Annotated in this window: 18 protein-coding genes; 6 read left to right on the top strand and 12 right to left on the bottom strand. The window is 65.2% G+C overall.

Annotated elements, in window-relative coordinates:
• Positions 1–308: 308 nt before the first annotated feature.
• On the bottom strand, positions 309–1,070 hold the full coding sequence (locus tag J4P02_RS09275) for an SDR family oxidoreductase (protein ID WP_426189375.1): 762 nt from the start codon (positions 1,068–1,070) through the stop codon (positions 309–311).
• A 234-nt stretch (positions 1,071–1,304) separates the two neighbouring features.
• On the opposite strand from J4P02_RS09275, the gene J4P02_RS09270 reads away from it, so the two are divergent.
• Complete coding sequence (locus J4P02_RS09270; protein ID WP_426189373.1) at positions 1,305–2,309, top strand: NADP-dependent oxidoreductase; 1,005 nt, start codon at positions 1,305–1,307, stop codon at positions 2,307–2,309.
• Positions 2,310–2,408: 99 nt separating this feature from the next.
• Here the strand turns inward: J4P02_RS09270 and pyrF are convergent, their stop codons facing one another.
• Positions 2,409–3,110, bottom strand: a complete 702-nt coding sequence (pyrF, locus tag J4P02_RS09265) for an orotidine-5'-phosphate decarboxylase (protein WP_426189371.1) — start codon at positions 3,108–3,110, stop codon at positions 2,409–2,411.
• A gap of 305 nt (positions 3,111–3,415) precedes the next feature.
• Here pyrF and J4P02_RS09260 point away from each other — a divergent pair, with 305 nt between their 5' ends.
• On the top strand, positions 3,416–4,180 hold the full coding sequence (locus tag J4P02_RS09260; protein ID WP_426189369.1) for a response regulator: 765 nt from the start codon (positions 3,416–3,418) through the stop codon (positions 4,178–4,180).
• Positions 4,180–5,232, top strand: a complete 1,053-nt coding sequence (locus J4P02_RS09255; RefSeq protein ID WP_426189367.1) for a sensor histidine kinase — start codon at positions 4,180–4,182, stop codon at positions 5,230–5,232. The genes J4P02_RS09260 and J4P02_RS09255 overlap by 1 nt, the downstream gene beginning before the upstream one ends.
• Positions 5,233–5,266: 34 nt before the next feature.
• Here the strand turns inward: J4P02_RS09255 and J4P02_RS09250 are convergent, their stop codons facing one another.
• From J4P02_RS09250 to J4P02_RS09205, 10 genes are all read right to left on the bottom strand, one after another.
• The gene (locus tag J4P02_RS09250; RefSeq protein ID WP_426189365.1) at positions 5,267–6,319 is read right to left on the bottom strand and encodes an AI-2E family transporter; all 1,053 of its coding nucleotides are present in this window, start codon (positions 6,317–6,319) and stop codon (positions 5,267–5,269) included.
• Between the two features lie 69 nt (positions 6,320–6,388).
• Complete coding sequence (locus J4P02_RS09245; protein ID WP_426189363.1) at positions 6,389–7,192, bottom strand: DUF4892 domain-containing protein; 804 nt, start codon at positions 7,190–7,192, stop codon at positions 6,389–6,391.
• An 8-nt stretch (positions 7,193–7,200) separates the two neighbouring features.
• Positions 7,201–7,860, bottom strand: a complete 660-nt coding sequence (locus J4P02_RS09240) for a glutathione S-transferase family protein (protein ID WP_426189361.1) — start codon at positions 7,858–7,860, stop codon at positions 7,201–7,203.
• Between the two features lie 50 nt (positions 7,861–7,910).
• Positions 7,911–8,765 carry an alpha/beta hydrolase gene (locus J4P02_RS09235; RefSeq protein WP_426189359.1) on the bottom strand — a complete coding sequence of 285 codons (855 nt, stop codon included), beginning with the start codon at positions 8,763–8,765 and terminating at the stop codon, positions 7,911–7,913.
• Positions 8,762–9,568 (bottom strand): alpha/beta fold hydrolase, encoded by an 807-nt coding sequence (locus J4P02_RS09230; protein ID WP_426189357.1) that lies wholly within the window; start codon positions 9,566–9,568, stop codon positions 8,762–8,764. The genes J4P02_RS09235 and J4P02_RS09230 overlap by 4 nt, the downstream gene beginning before the upstream one ends.
• 115 nt (positions 9,569–9,683) lie before the next feature.
• The gene (locus tag J4P02_RS09225; protein ID WP_426189355.1) at positions 9,684–10,127 is read right to left on the bottom strand and encodes a hotdog fold thioesterase; all 444 of its coding nucleotides are present in this window, start codon (positions 10,125–10,127) and stop codon (positions 9,684–9,686) included.
• Positions 10,128–10,167: 40 nt separating this feature from the next.
• Complete coding sequence (locus tag J4P02_RS09220; protein WP_426189353.1) at positions 10,168–11,835, bottom strand: AMP-binding protein; 1,668 nt, start codon at positions 11,833–11,835, stop codon at positions 10,168–10,170.
• Positions 11,836–12,002: 167 nt separating this feature from the next.
• Positions 12,003–12,452: a phosphohistidine phosphatase SixA gene (sixA, locus tag J4P02_RS09215; RefSeq protein WP_426189351.1), complete on the bottom strand. Its 450-nt coding sequence runs from the start codon at positions 12,450–12,452 to the stop codon at positions 12,003–12,005.
• Positions 12,449–12,796, bottom strand: coding sequence for a DUF4389 domain-containing protein (locus tag J4P02_RS09210; protein ID WP_426189349.1), 348 nt, complete (start codon positions 12,794–12,796; stop codon positions 12,449–12,451). The genes sixA and J4P02_RS09210 overlap by 4 nt, the downstream gene beginning before the upstream one ends.
• Before the next feature lie 17 nt (positions 12,797–12,813).
• Complete coding sequence (locus tag J4P02_RS09205) at positions 12,814–13,839, bottom strand: NAD(P)H-dependent glycerol-3-phosphate dehydrogenase (RefSeq protein ID WP_426189347.1); 1,026 nt, start codon at positions 13,837–13,839, stop codon at positions 12,814–12,816.
• 195 nt (positions 13,840–14,034) lie between these two features.
• On the opposite strand from J4P02_RS09205, the gene J4P02_RS09200 reads away from it, so the two are divergent.
• From J4P02_RS09200 to J4P02_RS09190, 3 genes are read left to right on the top strand one after another with little or no spacing between them, the layout of a single operon-like run.
• Positions 14,035–16,155 (top strand): TonB-dependent receptor plug domain-containing protein, encoded by a 2,121-nt coding sequence (locus J4P02_RS09200; RefSeq protein ID WP_426189345.1) that lies wholly within the window; start codon positions 14,035–14,037, stop codon positions 16,153–16,155.
• 1 nt (position 16,156) lies between these two features.
• The gene (locus J4P02_RS09195; RefSeq protein WP_426189343.1) at positions 16,157–17,086 is read left to right on the top strand and encodes an ABC transporter substrate-binding protein; all 930 of its coding nucleotides are present in this window, start codon (positions 16,157–16,159) and stop codon (positions 17,084–17,086) included.
• The gene (locus J4P02_RS09190; RefSeq protein ID WP_426189341.1) at positions 17,083–18,984 is read left to right on the top strand and encodes an ATP-binding protein; all 1,902 of its coding nucleotides are present in this window, start codon (positions 17,083–17,085) and stop codon (positions 18,982–18,984) included. The genes J4P02_RS09195 and J4P02_RS09190 overlap by 4 nt, the downstream gene beginning before the upstream one ends.
• Positions 18,985–19,217 lie beyond the last annotated feature (233 nt).

Raw genomic sequence — 19,217 nt, 5'->3', positions numbered from 1 at the left:
AGACCCCGATAGCGGCCACCAGGGCCGTCAGAAGCAATACCAGGGCAAAGCCGATACCCAGTTTCTTGGCCATGCCCAGGTTGGCAAAGCGTCCACTTGCGGCCGAAGTCATGGTGCGCAGTCCCCTTCCTTTCCCCAATGGCGGCGGGCCATTTTGTCTGGATCAAGGGTCGCAACGGCGCGCACCAGCGCACAAGTCTCTGACGTCGGAATAATGGCAAAAAGCTACGCCGAGGTCGTTTTCAGAACGCTCAAGGTCGATTCCTTCTAGCCCCGGCGCACTTTGCCGGCCAGGGCCCACTGCTCCCTTAGATCGCAGTGGCACCGCCGTCGACCGCCAACGCATGGCCGGTGGTGAAGGCCGCGCCATCGCTGCACAGATAGAGCACGGCGCTGGCAATTTCCTCGACCTTGCCGATGCGCCCCACCGGGTGCATGGCGGCGGCGAACTCGGCTTTCTTCGGGTCCGCTTCATAGGCGCGGCGGAACATGTCGGTATCGATTACCGCCGGGCACACGGCATTGACCCGGATCTTTTTCTTCGCATATTCGATGGCCGCCGACTTGGTCAGGCCTATCACCGCATGCTTGGACGCGGCATAGATGCTCATCTTCGGCGCCGCCCCCAGGCCCGCCACCGAAGCGGTGTTGACTATCGCCCCGCCGCCCTGGGCCAGCAGCAGCGGCAACTGATGCTTCATGCACAACCACACGCCCTTGACGTTGACCCCCATGATGGCGTCGAACTCATCCAGGGTGCCCTCGGCCAGCCGGCCCTTCTCGATCTCGATGCCGGCGTTGTTGAAGGCGTAGTCCAGGCGCCCATAAGCCTCTAGGGTAGCGGCCATCAGGCGCTGTACATCGGCCTCCAGGGTGACATTGCACGGCACGAAACGCGCCTCGCCGCCCGCAGCCTGGATCAGCGCCACTGTGCCTTCGCCACCGGCCACGTCCAGGTCCGCCACCACTACTTTCAGGCCTTCGGCGGCGAACGCCAGGGCCGTGGCCCGACCGATGCCGTTGGCCGCGCCCGTCACCAGGGCCACCTGGCCAGAAAAGCTCATGCTCATTTCAGATCCTCGATCAAGTGCGGGCCCCATGCCCGGCTCAATCTAGCCATAGCCGGCCAAGTGCGCGTCAGCACTATCAAAAGGCCGGTTGGTGTTTCATGCGTGCTGGTGATGAACCCACCTGGGCATTTATCACGGCACTGGATCGACCTCCATTCGCTGCACCGGCAAAGCTTGCGATGGCGGATTTGAGGGGCTATCAAATAAGACTCCCTCCACCCTTGAGTGCCCACCATGACCAGCCTGACCAACCGCCAGTTCCTGCTCGCCAAACGCCCTGTCGGCGCAGCCACCCGCGAAACCTTCACCTACCAGCAAGTGGCGGTGGGCGAACCCGCCCCGGGGCAGATCCTGGTGAAAAACCACTACCTGTCCCTGGACCCGGCCATGCGTGGCTGGATGAACGACCAGAAGTCCTACATCGCCCCAGTGGCCATTGGTGAAGTGATGCGCTCCCTGGGCGTGGGCGAGGTGATCGCCTCCCAGCACCCGGGCTATGCCGTCGGCGACTACGTCAATGGCGCGGTCGGCGTGCAGGACTACTTCCTCGGCGAACCCCGGGGCTTCTACAAAGTCGATCCCAAGCTCGCGCCCCTGCCGCTGTACCTCTCCGCCCTGGGCATGACCGGCATGACCGCCTACTTCGCCCTGCTGGATGTGGGTGCGCCCAAGGCCGGCGAAACCGTGGTGCTGTCCGGCGCTGCCGGTGCGGTGGGCAGCATTGCCGGGCAGATCGCCAAGCTCAAGGGCTGCCGCGTGGTGGGCATTGCCGGCGGCCAGGACAAGTGCAAGTTCCTGATCGACGAACTGGGCTTCGACGGCGCCATCGACTACAAGAGCGAAGACGTGCAGGCCGGACTCAAGCGCGAGTGCCCCAAGGGTGTGGATGTGTATTTCGACAACGTCGGCGGCGACATCCTCGATGCCGTGCTCAGCCGCCTGAACCTCAAGGCGCGGGTGGTGATCTGCGGCGCCATCAGCCAGTACAACAACAGGGAAGCGGTCAAGGGCCCGGCCAACTACCTGTCGCTGCTGGCCAACCGCGCCCGCATGGAGGGCTTCGTGGTGATGGACTATGCCGCGCAGTTCGCCGCCGCCGGGCAGGAAATGGCCGGCTGGATGGCCCAGGGCCTGCTCAAGAGCAAGGAGGACATTGTCGAGGGGCTGGAGACCTTCCCGGAAGCGCTGGGCAAGCTGTTCAGCGGCGAGAACTTCGGCAAGCTGGTGCTCAAGGTCTGAAACGACAAGAGCCGGCGTGGCGGCCAAAGCGCTGAGCGCTTCGCCGACACGCCGGCTCCAGCCGTGCGCCGGGCGCCGCGTGATAGCGGCGCCGGTGTGTTAGCGGGCCAGTTCGGCCACGACATCGGCCAGGGCCTTGGCTGGGTCGGCGGCCTGGCTGATCGGACGGCCGATCACCAGGTAGTCGGAACCCGCATCCAGGGCCTGGCGCGGGGTGAGAATGCGCCGCTGGTCGTCCTGGGCGCTGCCCGCTGGGCGAATTCCCGGGGTCACCAGTTGCAGGGACGGATGCGCGGCCTTCAATGCCTGGGCTTCCAGGGCCGAGCACACCAGGCCATCCATGCCGGCCTTTTGCGCCAGGGCCGCCAGGCGCAGCACCTGCTCCTGGGGCTCGATGTCCAGGCCGATGCCGGCCAGGTCCTCACGCTCCATGCTGGTGAGCACGGTCACGCCGATCAGCAACGGCTGGGGACCACTGCGCTGGTCCAGTACCTCACGGCAGGCGGACATCATGCGCAGGCCGCCGGAGCAGTGCACATTGACCATCCACACGCCCATTTCCGCAGCCGCCTTGACCGCCATCGCGGTGGTGTTGGGAATGTCGTGGAACTTCAGGTCCAGGAACACTTCGAAACCCTTGTCGCGCAGGGTCCCGACAATCTCGGCGGCGCAGCTGGTGAACAGCTCCTTGCCGACCTTGACCCGGCACAGTTTCGGGTCCAGTTGATCGGCCAGTTTCAGTGCGGCGTCACGGTTGGGGAAATCCAGGGCGACGATGATAGGAGTCTGGCAGGCGGACATGAAGGGGCTCTCAGGCAAGTCGAAATCGGCGCGGATTGTAGCGCAAGCCGCGCCACTCCGGGACCCGATCACCGCTAAATCATCCTCAACGGTGCCCAACCCGAGCAATCCCTCGTCGCCCGGCCGAGTTTTGTATCAAGACCGATACACTTAAGACACGCCGGCAACAATCCCCGAGGCTACCCTCGCCAGCCGCAAGACCCTCGAACAGCACTTCCAGCCCCCGGGCCGGACGCCTATGCTGAAGCCATAACCTCGCCGTCGCCTACTGGCGACCCGCAGCCTACCTGGCAGATGAACGCCCCATGCATAACACTCCAGCCCCTGTGCACGACGATTCCAAAGCCTCGCTCAATGGCGAAGACAAACGCTGGAATACCCGGGCCCTGATCGTCGACGACGACCTACCGATTCGCGAGCTTTTGATCGACTATCTGGCGCGTTTCAATATTCACGCCAGCGGCGTCACCGATGGCGCGGGCATGCGCCAGGCCCTGCAGGCCGAACACTTCGACGTGGTGGTGCTCGACCTGATGCTGCCCGGCGAGGATGGCCTGTCCCTGTGCCGCTGGCTGCGCAGCGAATCGGACATCCCGATCCTGATGCTCACCGCCCGCTGCGAACCCACCGACCGCATCATCGGCCTGGAACTGGGGGCCGACGACTACATGGCCAAGCCCTTCGAGCCCCGGGAGCTGGTGGCGCGAATCCAGACCATCCTGCGCCGGGTACGCGACGACCGCAGCGAACAGCGGGCCAATATCCGCTTCGACAACTGGCGCCTGAACAGCGTGCTGCGCCAGCTGATTGCCGACGATGGCCTGGTGGTGCCGTTGTCCAATGCCGAATTTCGCCTGCTCTGGGTCTTTATCGAGCGCCCACGCCGGGTGCTGAGCCGTGAACAGTTGCTGGACGCGGCCCGCGGGCGCTCCATCGAAGCCTTCGATCGCAGCATCGACCTGCTGGTCTCGCGCCTGCGGCAGAAGCTCGGCGACGACCCGAAATCGCCACAGTTGATCAAGACCGTGCGCGGCGAAGGCTACCTGTTCGACGCCCGGGACATCGGCTGATGCGTGGGCGTTTCGATACGCTGTTCGGCCGCCTGTTCGGGGTCTTGCTGATCGCGATCGTGCTCGCCCACTTGCTGGCATTCTTCTGGTTCCACTACTACGGGCACCCGCCACCGCCACGCATGCCACCGCCCGAGGCGGCGTTCAACAACGAGCAGTTTCCTGGCCCGCCGCCGCACTTTCCACGGCGCCCGCCACGGCCCTGGTTCGGCGGCCCGCTGGTGCCGCTGACCTTCCAGTTCATTTCCCTGATCATTGCCGCCTGGTACGGCGCCAAGCTGCTGTCGCGGCCGATCCAGCGTCTGAGTAACGCCGCCGAGCGGCTCAGCGAAGACCTCGACAGCCCGCCCCTGGAGGAAGTCGGTCCCCGTGAGGCACGGCAAGCGGCCAGTACCTTCAATCAGATGCAAAAGCGTATCCGCGAACAGGTGCAACAGCGTGGACGCATGCTCGGCGCGGTGTCCCACGACCTGCGCACCCCGCTGTCGCGCCTCAAGCTGCGCCTGGAGCAGATCGAGGACAGCAAGCTGCAAGGGCAGATGCGCCAGGACCTGGACGACATGATCAAGATGCTCGACGCCACCCTCAGCTACCTGCACGAACAGCGCACCAGCGAGGCCGAACAGTGGATGGATGTGCAGGCGCTGGTGGAGTCGCTGTGCGAGAACGCTCAGGACCAGGGCGCCGATGCCCAGGCCCAAGGCCATTGCGCACCCCTGCTGGTGCAGCCCATGGCGTTGCAGTCGTGCCTCAACAACCTGCTGGATAACGCCTTGCGCTATGCCGGCCAGGCCACCCTGGCCTTGGAAGACCACCGCGAACAGTTGCTGATCCGGGTGATCGACTACGGCCCGGGCATCAGCGCCGACAAGCGCGAGGCGGTGTTCGAGCCATTCTTCCGCCTCGAAGGCTCGCGCAATCGCAACTCCGGCGGCGTCGGCCTGGGCATGACCATCGCCCGTGAAGCCGCCCAGCGCATGGGCGGCGAACTGCGCTTGGAGGAAACCCCGGGCGGCGGCCTGACCGCAGTATTGCGCCTGCCGCGCCCGTGAGCGGCCTTATTCATCCCCAGAGGCACCCCGAGCCTTAGCGGGGCTCCTGGGTGCGTGCCTGGCTGGCGCTCCAGTCCAGCAGCAGGCTGTAGGCCACTGCCAGCAGGGTTGGGCCGATAAACAGGCCGATAAAGCCGAAGGCGATCAGCCCACCGAACACCCCAAGCAGCACGATCACCAGAGGCAGGTTGCCGCCGCGGCTGATCAGGTACGGCTTGAGCACGTTGTCCACGCCACTGATGATGAAGGTGCCCCAGATCCCCAGGAACACCGCCATGCCGTATTCGCCCTTCCAGGCCAGCCAGGCCGTGGCCGGAATCCACACCAGCGGCGGGCCCATGGGAATCAGGCTGAGGAGGAAGGTGACTATCCCCAGCACCAGTGCCCCGGGCACCCCGGCGATCAGGAAACCGATCAGCGCCAGCAGGCCCTGGGCCGCAGCCGTGCCTATCACCCCATTGACCACCCGTTGCACGGTGCCGGCCACCAGATCGATGTAGTAGCCGGCCCGCTCACCGATCAGCCGCTCCAGCAACTTGTGCACGAACAGCGCCAGGCGCGGGCCATCGCGGTAGAAGAAGAACACGAACACCAGGCTCAGGGTCAGTTCGAGAATGCCGCCGCCGACCTGCGCACTGCGCGCCAGCAGCCAGTTGCCCACCTGCCCCAGATACGGCTTGAGCGCGACCATCAGCGCCGCGCCCTGTTCATCGATGCTGTTCCACCAGCCCACCAGGCGTTCACCCACCAGAGGCAGGTTGCCCAGCCATTGCGGGGCGGCGGGCAAGCCGTCCACCTGCACATCCTTGATAAAGCCCGTGGCGTCGCGCACGTGGTCCGCCAGGTTGAGGCCGAGCCAGACCAGCGGCGCGGCCACCAGGATCATCCAGCCCAGGGTCAGCACGGCCGCGGCCAGGGATTCGCGGCCCCCGAGCCAGCGGGTCAGCAGGCGCATCAGCGGCCAGCTGGCAAAGGCCAGCACCGCGCCCCAGAACAGCGCCGACCAGAACGGCGCCATCACCCAGAAGCTGGCACCGAACAACACCAGGAGCAGGATCTGCACCAGCAGGCGATCGTTATTGGGCATGAAAGGTCTCGCGCAAGAATTACCAATGGAGAGTAGGCGAACCCGAGGTGCCGGGTTCGCCCGCAGAGCTTAGCGCAGCAGCTCGAAATGCAGCCCGGAAACCTCGGTATTGCCGGTTTCCATGCGCGTAGCCAGCACGCCCTGGCCGATCAGGGCCTGACGCCAGGCTTCGGCCTGCTTGCCGGAAAGACTGACCCGCAAGGTGGTGTCCAGGTTCAATCCGCGTGACAGCAGATTCAGCCAGACCGGCTCGGGGTCGGTGAGTTTCGCCAGGTCCAGTTTGCCGGTGTCCTTCAACTGCCGCAGCAGGGTCGCCGAGCTGGGCAGCAGGTTGCCCAGGGGCGCGGCGGCATCGAACTGTTCCACATGCAGGTAGGCCCGGCGGTTGCCCCGGGTGATGCCGTACAGGGCCACCAGGGTATTGTCCTGGGGCGCCGCCAGGCGCAGCAGCAGGTAGGCCTGCTGCTCGTCGATGCCATACAGCTTGGCGTTGCCGAACACCTCATTGGCCCACAGGCTGCTTTCCCCGCAATCCCGCGCCTGGCACCAGAACAGCAGCTCGGCGCCCTGCTGCTGCAAGGCTTCGCGAGCCAGGGTAAAGGCTTCGCCGGAGGTGCGCTCGGTGGGCAATTGATAGGTGATGGCGGTGAGCTTGCCCCGGGCATTGACCTGGCCGTCAAAACGCAGCTGGCCGCTGATCCGGCGAATCGAGCCCAGGGGGTAGACCCGTTCCTGCTGCAGGTCGGGCCGGTAATCGACGATCTGCGCATCGGCCAGGCGTGGCACCAGCGGCAGGTCGTGGCTGCCCGGCAGGTCGGCGGCAAACGCCAGGGAACTCAACAGGGACAGGCTCAGAACACTGATAGAACGCATGGACACTCTCATCGGATCAGCATGGCCTGGGCGCCCTTGACGACGCTGGCATCGTCACTGCGCTGCGGCACCTGCAAGCCGCGCTGCACCGCCGGCCGCGCCTCCAGGGCTGCCATCCAGCGCTGCAAGGCCGGCAGGCCGTCGACCGAGACCCCGGACCAGGCATGGCCACGCACCCAGGGGAAGCTGGCGATATCGGCGATGCTGTAGTCCCCGGCCAGGTAGTCAACCTGCTGCAGGCGGCTGTCGAGCACCTCGTACAGGCGCCGGGTTTCATGCTGGTAACGGTCGATGGCGCCCTGCAGTTTCTCCGGGAAATAGCGGAAGAACACGTTGGCCTGCCCCTGCATGGGGCCGATCCCGCCCATCTGGAACATCAGCCATTGCATGACGATGGAGCGCCCCTTGGCATCGGCGGGCAGCAATTGGCCGCTGCGCTCGGCCAGGTAGACCAGGATCGCGCCGGATTCGAACACCGGGAAATCGCCATTGTCGCGATCGACAATAGCCGGAATACGCCCATTGGGATTGATCTTCAGGAACCCGGGAGCCTTTTGCTCGCGCTGGTCGAAACTCAGGGCATGCACGGTATAGGGCAGGCCGAGTTCTTCAAGCAGGATGGAAACCTTGTGGCCATTGGGGGTCGCAGCGGTGTAGAGATCTATCATGGTTGTCTCCCATTTCAACCCGCCCAGCCTCGACAGTTGCCCCGGTCAAGTCAAGAAACGCCGAAAAACCGATTGAAACAGTCTGCAACAGCGGTTGCACCGGCCTCGTCGTTGAGGTGCAAGTGATGGCCCCCTGGCAGCTGTTCGTGGTTGAAGGGTAGCCGTTGCAACAACTCCTGATGCTTGGCCAGCATGCCATCGGCGGCCACCACCAACTGCGTGGGGCACGCCACTCGCTGGACGAAGGACATGGCCTGTTCTTCGCTCAGGCGCAGCGGCGAGGCCAGGGTCAGGCGACTGTCGCTGCGCCAGGTGTAGCCACCGGGCACGGGCATCAGGCCACGCTGGGCCAGCAGTTCGGCAGCTTCGCGGCTGACCGCCACCAGGCCGTGCATGCGCGCCTCCACCGCCCGTTCCAGGGTGCTGTAGACCGGCTTGCGCTTGTCTTGTAGGGCCAATTGCGCCTGCAGGGCCATGCCCAGGCGCTCGGCGGCGCCTTCGCCATTGGCGGTGGGCGGAATCACCCCGTCAATCAGCGCCAGGTGGCTGACCCGCTGCGGCATGGCCGCCGCCAGCACCAGGGAAACGATCGCCCCCAGGGAGTGTCCGAGCAGGGCGAAGCGCTGCCAGCCCAGTTGCTCGGCAACTTGCAGCACGTCGTACACGTAGTCCCACAGGGCATAGCCGGCGCCCACAGGGCGATGCCCGGAATGGCCGTGGCCGGCCAGGTCGAGGGCGACGATACGCAGCCCCTCGAGCCTGGGCGCCAGCCGGACAAAGCTGTTGGCGTTGTCCAGCCAGCCATGCAGGGCAATCACCGGCATACCGTCCTCGGGCCCGAACAGATGGGCCGCCAGCTCGATATGCGGCAGGTTCAGGCGCACTTCCTCGACCCCGTGGCTCATGCACAACTCCGTTGCTGGCGCTGTTCCCAGCGGCTGAACAGGTCCTTGAGCAAGGCCGCGGTGGCTTCCGGGCGCTCCAGGGGAAACATGTGGCCGCCAGGCATGGTCAGGGATTCCCCCAGGGGCATGCGCCCCACGGCACTGGTGTGGTGGCGCATCACCACTCGGCTCTGCTGCCCGCGCACCACCGCCAGCGGCACCTGCAGCTTGTGGGCGCTGCCGGGGCTGGTGTGGGGCACGCCGCGATAGATGCGGATCTCGGTGGCCGGGTCGAAGCGCAAGCGCAGTCGATCGCCGACCGGTAGCAGGCCGTGTTGCAGGTAGGCGTCCAGGCAATCCGGGTCGAAGGCACGGAACAGGGTCTTGCGCGAGAAGTAGTCGCGGGCCGATTCGATATCGCTGAACTCCTCACGCCGGCCCAGGGTGCGGCCGGCCGGGGTCAGGCGGTCGATAAAGCCGAACCGCTTGGCCGCGCGGATCACCCACTGGTCGGCGCGGGTCAGCACCGGCGAATCGAGCATCACCACCCCGCGATACAGCTGCGGGCAGCGCAAGGCGGCGTGCAGGTGCAGCACGCCGCCCAGGGAATGGCCGACGCCCCACACCGGCTGATCCTGCCGTTGCAGGTGATGAATCAGCTCGTCCACCAGGCTGCGCCAGTTATCGTCCACCGGAAAACGCGGATCATGGGCATGCTGCTGCAAATGGCTGACCTGGAATTCAGGCGCCAGGGCGGCGAACAGCTTGCCGTAGGTGCCAGAGGGAAACCCATTGGCGTGGGCGAAAAACACCTGTTGCGACATACCGACTCATCCATCCATCAAATCAATCGCGATTGTCCGCAAGGCCCCGCACCGGGGCAATGACAGTAACGGACAAGAATGCTGACACCCGGGCTCAACCCCTGCCGCCCTGCCTTCATGCCCCGGGCGGCGTCTGCCCCAGGGGCACCACCGCCATGGTCAGGCGCGAGACGCAACTGGCCTTGCCTTCGTCGCTGCTCAGGCGGATATCCCAGACATGGGTGGTACGGCCGATATGGATCGCCCGGGCCACCGCCGTCACCCGACCACTGCGCAGCCCCCGCAGGTGATTGGCGTTGATCTCCAGGCCCACGCAGTAGAACTTGCTGGCATCGATGCACAGGTAACTGGCCATGGAGCCGACGGTTTCCGCCAGCACCACCGAGGCCCCGCCATGCAACAGGCCATAAGGCTGATGGGTGCGATGATCGATGACCATGCTCGCCGTCAGCGACTGCTCATCAAAGGATTCGAAGCGGATATCCAGCACTTCGCCGATGGTGTTCTTCTGGATCGCATTCAGTTGCTCGATGTTCGGCACGCTTCGCCACAGACTCATAGTCGCTTCCTTATCCAAGATCCAAAGGGGGGACGGCCGTTCAATCCTGCCACAGCACCGCTTCGCCGCGCTCGCTCCAGGTTTGAAAACTGTCGCCGTAGGTGGCCTCGATCACATTGCGCTTGATCTTCAGGGTCGGGGTCAAAAAGCCGTTCTCCACCGCCCAGCTGTCCTTGACCACCACCAGCCGGTGCAGGCGCTCGTGCTTGTCGAGGCCGCCATTGACCTGGGCCAGAAGGTTTTCCAGGCTGCTGTGCAGGCCGTCACGGGCGCTGCCGCCCGCCGCCTGCAAACCGGCCGCCGAGAGCACGCACAGGCCCAGCGGCGCGCTCAGGCCATCGCCCACCACGCACACCTGCTCGATATGCGCATGCACCGCCAGGCGGTTCTCGATGGGCGCCGGGGCCACGTACTTGCCCTTGCTGGTCTTGAAGATTTCCTTGAGCCGACCGGTTAGCCGCAGGTTGCCGGCAGCGTCCTGCTCGCCCTTGTCGCCGGTGCGCAAGAAGCCGTCGGCGGCGATGGTTTCCGCAGTTTTCTGCGGGTCCTTGAAATAGCCGAGCATGGTCGCCCCGCTGCGCACCTGGACCTCCCCCGCTTCGTCGATGCGCACCTCGACCCCCGGGCAAGGCCGACCGATCCAGCCGGGAATATGCTCGCCGCAGCGGCCGATATGCGAGTAACCGCAGCTTTCGGTCATGCCGTAGACCTCCAGCACATCCAGGCCCAGGCGCCGGTACCAGTGCAGCAGCTCCTGGGGCACCGGCGCCGCCCCCGACAGGGCCACGCGCACGGCATCCAACCCAAGCCCCACCAGCACCTGGTGGCCGACCCGCTTGCCGATAAAGGGCAGGCCCAGGAGGAAATCCAGGCGCTTGGCCGGCACCTTGGCGTAGACCCCCATCTGGAACTTGGTCCAGATTCGCGGTACGCCGAACAGCGCGGTGGGCCGGGCCCGCTGCAGGTCGCTGAGGAAGGTCTCGAGGCTTTCGGCGAAGAACACCGTCTGCCCGGTGTAGAGCGCTGCCATCTCGACGAACATGCGTTCGGCCACATGGCACAGCGGCAGGTAGGACAGCAGCCGGTCCCCCGGCCCCAGGCCGAACAGCTGGACCCCATGGCTGGCGACAAAGCCCAGGTTGCCGAAGCTGTGCATCACGCCCTTGGGCAGGCCGGTGGTGCCGGAGGTATAGATGATGGTTGCCAGTTGCTCGGCCGGTGGATCCGGGTTGTCCTCCAGCGGCGCACAGCCCTGCAACTGCTCCCAGCTGAAATCGAAGGGCCCCGGGTGCGCCAGGGGCAGGCCGATGGTCGGCAGACCGGGAGGAATGCCCGGCGCCATCGCTGGCCAGTCATCGAGCTTGCCGATAAACGCCAGGGCCGCCTCGGAGTGCTCAAGCACCTGGGCCACCGATTCGGCGGTGAGGTTGGGGTACAGGGGCACCGAAACGTGCCCGGCCAGCCAGATCGCCAGGTCACAGATGATCCAGTGCGCGGAGTTCTTGCCGATGATTGCAATGTGGCTGCCCGGTGGCAGTTGCCGCTCCCGCAGCCAGCGGGCGGCGCGTCGGGCCTGCTGGCCGGCTTCGAACCAGCTCAGTTCCTCTACCTGCCCGCCGGCGCTGGGCTGGACCAGGAAAACCTGCTGGGGGTGACGGGACTCGCGCTCGTAGAACAGTTGCAGTGGCAAACGAAAAGCAGCAGACATGACTCGCTCCTTTATTGTTGTTCTGGACCAGCCAACCAAGCACTTGCTTGGCTGACTATTCCATGCACACAGGAGCGCTGCAAGCTAAGAAATGTTGCGGACCAACAGGCAACCCCGCCAGGTCCCGGGACCGGCGACGGGCCGAGAAGGCCCGTCGCCGCAGACACTCAAGGATGCTTGAGGCTGTTGAGGGTCATCAGCCCGGCCAGCGGCCAGTCGCCTTGCAGTTCCGCCAGGCTGGCGGTGTTCATCAGTTGCGGATCACGCAGGTGGCCGTGCTGCAACAGGCCGATCAGGTTGCCCACCAGGGGCTGGTGGCTGACCAGCAGCAGGTTGTCGGCACCGTCCAGTTGCTCCAGCACCTGCAAGGGGTTGGCGTCTGGGGTGAGCCAGGGCACGGTGCGGATCTCATCGTCCCGGCCCAGGGCCTCGCGCACCAGTTGCGCGGTCTGCTGGGCGCGGACATAGGGGCTGGCAATGATTGCGGCGATGGGCTGGCCGATCAGTTGCGCGGCGCTGCGCAGCACTTCCTCGCGACCGTGGGGCGTTAGATGGCGCTGGTCATCGCTGGGCGCATGGGCCTCGGCCTGGCCATGGCGCAGGACCCACAGCTTCACAGCTTGGGCTCCTCGTCACGCACCGGGTGCGGCGCCGGCGGCACGCTGTGGGGCGCCTCGCCTTCAGGGGCCCGGGGCGCCGGCCAGTCGGCGAACGGCCAGGGCTTCTGCTCGGTGTGGAAGCTGCCGAAGCGACCGATCTGCGCCAGGAACTGGCTCAGGCTGTCGCCGAAGTTCATCAGCCCGGCATTCGGCGCGCCGTACACCAGGCGGTAGATCAGCTGCACCACCACCAGGGCACCGAGGAGGAACTGGGCCACCTGCCACACCATGGCGAAGATCAGCATCCACAGCACCCGCAGCAGGATGGACTCGTATTTGGCTTCGGAATGGGGTTCGTTCATGTCTGGCTCCTGTGCTCTTAGTTGAATCCGCTGGTGGAGATGAAATCGACATCGGTCTTGGGTTCGCCGCGCATCAACAGCTCGATCACCTGGTTCAGCGTACGCCCTTCGAAGAGGATCGCGTGCAACCCGGCCACCAGCGGCATATAGACGCCCAGCTCCTGGGCCTTGACCTTCAGCACCTTGAGGGTATTGACGCCCTCGGCCACTTCACCCAGGCGGTTGACCGCCTCATCCAGGCTCAGGCCCTGGCCCAGGGCAAAGCCCACCTGGTAGTTGCGGCTCTTGGGCGAGGAACAGGTGACGATCAGGTCACCGACCCCGGCCAGGCCAAGGAAGGTCATGGGGTTGGCGCCCTGGCTCACGGCGAAGCGGGTCATTTCCGCCAGGGCACGGGTGATCAGCATGCTCTTGGTGTTTTCCCCCATGCCCAGGGCCACCGCCATGCCGGCGATGATCGCGTAGACGTTCTTCAACGCCCCGCCCAGCTCCACGCCGAAACGGTCGGCACTGGCGTAGACACGGAAGGTGCGGCCATGCAGCGCGGCCTGGACCTGCTGGCACAGTTCCTCATCCTCGCTGGCCACCACGGTGGCCGTCAGGGCGTGCTCGGCCACTTCCCGGGCCAGGTTGGGCCCCGAGAGCACGCCGATCCGCGCCTCTGGAGCGATGTCCTCGAGGATCTGGCTCATCAGCTTGAAGGTCTGGGCCTCGATGCCCTTGGTCAGGCTGACCAGCAGCTTGCCGCGAAGTACCTGGGCATGGGGCGCCAGCACCGTGCGCAGGGCGCTGGATGGCAGGGCCACGAAGCACAGCTGGCAGTCGCTCAGGGTGGCCGAGAGGTCGGTGACCGGCTCCACCGCCGGATGAATCTTGATGCCTTTGAGGTAGCGCGGATTCTCGCGATTGACCCGGATGGCCTCGGCCTGCTCGGGGTCACGCATCCACTGCCGCACCGCATGGCCGTTCTCGGCCAGCAGGTTGGCCACGGCGGTGCCAAAACTTCCGCCTCCCAGGACCGCAATCGGGCGCTGTTGTGTCATATGCAATCCGTTTATCCATAGCAGTGGCGATGGCGGCATTATACGGGGCGCACCTGTCACCACCAGCCCCGACCGCCATTCAGGCGATCTGTCGGGAACACGCGGGGTCATACCGGGAATGTCGGGTTTATCGACTGGAAAACTCGAGTATCTCGGTTAACATGCGCGCCACCTCCCAAGATACAAGGCAGTGTCGTGTTCGCAGGCCCCTCACCTCTTCGTCTGTCCTTGCTGCTGGGCCTGCTGCTTGGCCAATCGGTGCTGGCCGAAGATCTGTTCGTCGATGGTTCGGCATTGCCCCAGGTTCTCACCGCCACCCGCCTGAAACAGTCCCCGGCCGCAGTGCCCGGGAGCATGACGGTGCTCGACAGCGAGCTGATCCACGCCAGCGGCGCCCGGGATATCAGCGAATTGCTGCGCCTGGTGCCGGGCATGATGGTGGGCGCCATAAGCGGCAACCAGGCCACGGTCAACTATCACGGCACCAATGCCAGCGAAGCACGGCGCATGCAGGTACTGATCGACGGCCGCTCGGTATACCGTCCGGGCCTGGCCACGGTGGACTGGAGCGATATTCCGGTGGCCATGGAAGACATCGAGCGCATCGAGGTGTTTCGTGGCCCCAACACCGTCAGCTACGGCGCCAACGCGCTGATGGCGGTGGTCAACATCATCACCCGGGCCCCGGCCAACAGCCACGGCACGCGGATCAAGATGACCCGCGGCCAGCGCGGCATCAGCGACTGGTACGCCAGCCAGGGCAGTGGCTGGGAAGGCGGCGACCTGCGCCTGTCGCTGTCGGGCCAGGAAGATGACGGCTTCGACAAGGACCGCCTGGGTGCCGACTATCGCGACAGCAAGCGTTTGAACCGCATCAGCCTGGCAGTGAGCCAGATGCTCAACGAACAACAGAGCATCGACTGGCAGTTGAATGCCAAGGAAGGCGGCAACCAGCGGCCCTATACCTATCAGCCGGTTTTCAGGAACTATGCCGAAAAGGGCTACAACTCTGACGTTGTCGCCAAGGATTACGCCGGCTCACTGCGCTGGAACCTGGACGTCAACTCCGAGCACAGCCTTTATATACAGGGCTCGGCCCAGCACTGGGACCGCCAGCAAACATGGAGAGCCTGTGATGCCGCGGTTTCCTTCAGCCCCGAACTGACCCGCTTGTGGCAGCTCAACCCGAACTTCACCGAACGCCTGGCTCGCAACATGCCGGACACCTTGAGTGGAGCCCCTCAGGGAACGGCGGAGGAACGAGCACTGGCCAGCCAAGTCATCGATCAATGGAATGCCGGCGGCAAGAACCCAGTCTGCGGCACTATCGACCAGAGCTCCCGGGAAACCCGCTTTGACCTGGAATTGCAGGACACCCTGAGCCTCGGCGACAGCCTGCGCCTGGTCTCCGGCATGAACTATCGTTATGACCGGGCCGACTCCGAGACCTACTTCAACGGCACCCTCAATGACACCACCTGGCGCCTCTTCGGCCAGCTGGAATGGCGTGCCAGCGAGCACTGGCTGATCCAGGGCGGGGCTATGTACGAAGACACCCAGCTGACCGGCAACTCCCTGACGCCACGGGTGGCGGTCAATTACCTGATCAACCCGCGCCACGGCCTGCGGGCGGTGTATTCGGAAGCCATCCGCTCCCCGGACATGTTCGAGAACAACATCAACTGGAGCTACCGGGTGACCGGCCTGAGCAGCCCGGTCTATGGCCAGAACAGCGCCCAGTACTTCGTCAAGACCCGCGGCCCCGGCAACCTCGACCAGGAGCGCATGCGCTCCCGCGAGCTGGGCTACAACGGCTATTTTGCCGACCAGGCGCTGAACCTCGACCTCAAGCTGTTCTACGACGAAATCAGCGGCATGATCAGCGAACCGCTGCGCAACAACCAGTACATCGCCAGCAACAGCAATTCCTCGCGCTTCTCCGGCAGCGAGGCCCAGCTGGACTGGCAGGCCAGCCGCGCCGACCGCCTGCGCCTGACCTACGCCTACGTCCACGCCCAGGCCAGCAACCCCCTGGACCAACGCCTGAGCGCCAGCAACAGCGGTTCTGCCGGCTGGCTGCGGGACTGGGGCCAGGGCTGGTCCAGTGCGCTGTTCTACTATGGCGACAATGCACTGAACGGCTACCGCTTCCAGCGGGTCGACAGCCGCATCGCCAAGCGCCTGGCCCTGGGCAAGGCCCGCCTGGAACTGGCCGCCACCTTGCAGCAGCGCCTGGACCACGAGCCCACCACCTTCGTCGACAACCGCTACGATTCGCGGCGCCTGGCCTACTTCAGCGCGGAGCTGGAGTTCTAGCATGGGCCTGTGTCGGCTCCGCAAAGCCCTCTTGCGCCCGCGTCGCCTGAGTTTCTGCCTGGCGTTGCTGGGCCTGCTGCTGGGCGTCCCGCTGCAGGCCGCCGAAGTGCTGCTGACCGCCAGCGAGGACAATCCCAGCGTACGCGGCTTCAGCGAGGAACTGGCGGCCCGGCGGCCCCAGGACCAGGTGCATTTCCGGCCCCTGGCCGAGCTGCCGGCACCGGGCCAGTTGCCTGCGGGTGTGCGTCTGATCCTGCTGGACCCGCAAAGCCTCGACTGGCGTCTGCAAGAACCCCAGGGCCCGGCCACCCTGGTGCTGCGCATCAGCCGCCTGCAAGCTCAGCAGCGCCTGCAGAACACGCCCCATCCACGGCTCAGCCTGCTCTGGAGCGATCCGCCCCTGGCCCGCCAGTTGCGCTTGATCCGCCAGGTATTGCCGCAAGTGCGCCGGGTCGGCGTGCTGTACAGCGCCGACAGCCAGTTCCTGCTCAAGGAACTGCAACCGGCAGCGCAAGCCCTGGGCCTGGAGCTGCTCAGCCAAGCCTGGGACAGCACCAGCGACAGCCGCCCGCTGCAGGAACTGCTGCGCAACAGCGATGTGCTGCTGGGCCTGGACGACCCCCAGCTGTTCAACCCCAAGACGGTGAAGAACCTGCTGCTAAGCAGCTACGCCCGGCAACAGGCGCTGATCGGCCCGAATGCCGGTTTCGTTCGGGCCGGCAGCCTGGTCAGCACCTACAGCGACCAGCAGGACTGGCTGCAAACCCTGGACAGCCTGCTCGACCAGGCGCCCGCGCACTGGCCCCGGGCACTCTACCCGGCGGCCTTCAAAGTATTGAGCAACCCACAGGTGGCACGCTCCCTGGGCATCGAGGAAATCGACCCGCAAGCCGTCGCGCGCCAGTTGAGTGAAGGAGAGCAACGCCCATGACCCTGCGTCGCCGATGGGACATCCAGACCCGCACTCAGCTCATCAGCCTGGGCCCGGCCCTGCTGCTGACTCTGCTGCTGATCAGTTTCTTTACCTTCGTGCGCATCCAGGACCTGCGCCAGGAACTGAATCACACCGGGCAATTGATCGCCAACCAACTGGCGCCGGCCACCGAATACGGGGTGATTTCCGGCAACAACGAGGGCCTGGAAAGCCTGCTGCAAGCCACCCTGGCCACGCCTCACGTGCATTTTGTCGAGGTCCAGGACAGCGCCAACAATATTCTGGTGTATGTCGAGCAGCCCTCGGCCAGCCATGACCGGGCCCAGCAGATCAAGGTGTTCCAGGCCCCGGTGCGCCTGCAGCGAATCCAGGTGCACAACGACTTCCTGCAGAATGCCCCGGCCGCCTTCAGCTCCCAGGGCGATGGCTACCTGGGTCGGGTGATAGTCGGCATGTCGAATGACGCCTTCAGCCAGCGCCAGCAGGAAATCCTCCTCAAGGCCGGGATCCTGGCGCTGTTCGCCCTGCTCTTCACCTTTCTTCTGGCGCGGCGCCTGGCGGCCGGCCTGGCACATCCGATCCGCGCCATGGGCGACGCGGTCAAGGCCATTCAGGAAGGCGATTTCAAGACCCCGCTGCCGATCGTCGACGACGGCGAGCTGGGCAATCTGGCCCGGCATATCAACAACCTCGCCGCCGGCCTCGAGTTGGCCAGCCGCGAGCAGCAACAGGCCATGTCGCAACTGATCCACACCCGTGAGGAAGCGGAACGGGCAAACAAGGCCAAGTCGGACTTCCTGGCGATGATGAGCCACGAGCTGCGCACCCCGATGAACGGCGTACTGGGCATGCTGCAACTGCTGGAAACCACCGAGATGACCCAGGAGCAGAGCGAGTACGCGGCGCTGGCGTCGGAATCCACCGAGCACCTGCTGAAGGTGATCAACGACATCCTCGACTTCTCGCGCATCGAACGCTCGGCCCTGGAACTGGAGCATATTCCGTTCAACCTCGCCGAACTGATCAGCAGCTCGGCCCAGGCCTTCCAGCACAGCGCCCTGCAACGCGGCCTGGAGCTGCAACTGCGGCTGCCGCCGGGCATGGAGTCGCTGCAGGTCAAGGGCGACCCGACGCGGATCCGGCAAATCCTGGTCAACCTGATCGGCAACGCCCTGAAGTTCACCGAGCGCGGCACGGTCAGCATCGAGGCGCAATGGCAGGCCCTGGATCACGAGCTGCTGTGGTTCACCTGCGCGGTGCGCGACAGCGGCATCGGTATCAGCCCGGACAGCCTGGAGCTGATGTTCGACGCCTTCCAGCAAGCCGACAGCTCGATTTCCCGGCGCTACGGCGGCACCGGCCTGGGCCTGCCCATCGCCCGCACCCTGGCCGAACGCATGGGCGGCACCTTGCGGGCGCAGAGCGAGGAAGGCCACGGCTCGGTGTTCACCCTGGAAATCCCCCTGGCGCTGTTCCAACAGAGCCTGCCGGTGCTGGCGCCGCGGGTCAGCAGCAACCCGCAGGCCGGTGAAGGGCGCAATGTGCTGCTGGTGGAGGACAACCCGGTGAACCAGACGGTGATCCAGGCGATGCTGCGCAGCCTGGGTTTCACCGTGAGCGTTGTCACCGATGGCGCCCAGGCGATACGCAGCGCCGAAAGCCTGATTTTCGAAGCCATCTTGATGGATTGCCGGCTGCCGTTGGTCGACGGCTACCAAGCCACTCGGCAGATTCGCCAACTGCCCGGCTGTGCCGATCTACCGATCATCGCCCTGACCGCCAACGCCTTGCAGGGCGACCGCGAGGCCTGCCTGGAGGCGGGCATGAACGACTATCTGGCCAAGCCGTTCAAGCGTGCCGATCTGCAGCAGATTCTCCAGCGTTGGGTGCAGTAACCGGCTATTTTCCAACAGCTGCGACTGGCGTGAAGGGCGAAAGTGCGGCAGTCTTAGGCACCCGTTGGGGCCCTGAAAAGGCCCTTGAAAAAAATTTCAGTGCACAAGTGTACATTCATGCCCTTGGCGCTGTGACTTTCACTACAACGCAATAGTCTATGAGTAGGCTGCCGGCTCGAGGCATGAACGCTTCGATCGGCCGGGATGATTTGCCCAACCCTGCCGCACGGGAC

The sequence above is a fragment of the Pseudomonas sp. NFXW11 genome (assembly GCF_049887815.1).
Classification (GTDB): domain Bacteria; phylum Pseudomonadota; class Gammaproteobacteria; order Pseudomonadales; family Pseudomonadaceae; genus Aquipseudomonas.
This window is presented reverse-complemented; position numbering and strand designations above follow the sequence as displayed.

Excerpts from the sequence above, each read along its gene's own strand:
- J4P02_RS09275 (WP_426189375.1), bottom strand. The coding sequence starts at position 1,070 with ATGAGCATGAGCTTTTCTGGCCAGGTGGCCCTGGTGACGGGCGCGGCC.
- J4P02_RS09270 (WP_426189373.1), top strand. The coding sequence starts at position 1,305 with ATGACCAGCCTGACCAACCGCCAGTTCCTGCTCGCCAAACGCCCTGTC.
- pyrF (WP_426189371.1), bottom strand. The coding sequence starts at position 3,110 with ATGTCCGCCTGCCAGACTCCTATCATCGTCGCCCTGGATTTCCCCAAC.
- J4P02_RS09260 (WP_426189369.1), top strand. The coding sequence starts at position 3,416 with ATGCATAACACTCCAGCCCCTGTGCACGACGATTCCAAAGCCTCGCTC.
- J4P02_RS09255 (WP_426189367.1), top strand. The coding sequence starts at position 4,180 with ATGCGTGGGCGTTTCGATACGCTGTTCGGCCGCCTGTTCGGGGTCTTG.
- J4P02_RS09250 (WP_426189365.1), bottom strand. The coding sequence starts at position 6,319 with ATGCCCAATAACGATCGCCTGCTGGTGCAGATCCTGCTCCTGGTGTTG.
- J4P02_RS09245 (WP_426189363.1), bottom strand. The coding sequence starts at position 7,192 with ATGCGTTCTATCAGTGTTCTGAGCCTGTCCCTGTTGAGTTCCCTGGCG.
- J4P02_RS09240 (WP_426189361.1), bottom strand. The coding sequence starts at position 7,860 with ATGATAGATCTCTACACCGCTGCGACCCCCAATGGCCACAAGGTTTCC.
- J4P02_RS09235 (WP_426189359.1), bottom strand. The coding sequence starts at position 8,765 with ATGAGCCACGGGGTCGAGGAAGTGCGCCTGAACCTGCCGCATATCGAG.
- J4P02_RS09230 (WP_426189357.1), bottom strand. The coding sequence starts at position 9,568 with ATGTCGCAACAGGTGTTTTTCGCCCACGCCAATGGGTTTCCCTCTGGC.
- J4P02_RS09225 (WP_426189355.1), bottom strand. The coding sequence starts at position 10,127 with ATGAGTCTGTGGCGAAGCGTGCCGAACATCGAGCAACTGAATGCGATC.
- J4P02_RS09220 (WP_426189353.1), bottom strand. The coding sequence starts at position 11,835 with ATGTCTGCTGCTTTTCGTTTGCCACTGCAACTGTTCTACGAGCGCGAG.
- J4P02_RS09210 (WP_426189349.1), bottom strand. The coding sequence starts at position 12,796 with ATGAACGAACCCCATTCCGAAGCCAAATACGAGTCCATCCTGCTGCGG.
- J4P02_RS09205 (WP_426189347.1), bottom strand. The coding sequence starts at position 13,839 with ATGACACAACAGCGCCCGATTGCGGTCCTGGGAGGCGGAAGTTTTGGC.
- J4P02_RS09195 (WP_426189343.1), top strand. The coding sequence starts at position 16,157 with ATGGGCCTGTGTCGGCTCCGCAAAGCCCTCTTGCGCCCGCGTCGCCTG.
- J4P02_RS09190 (WP_426189341.1), top strand. The coding sequence starts at position 17,083 with ATGACCCTGCGTCGCCGATGGGACATCCAGACCCGCACTCAGCTCATC.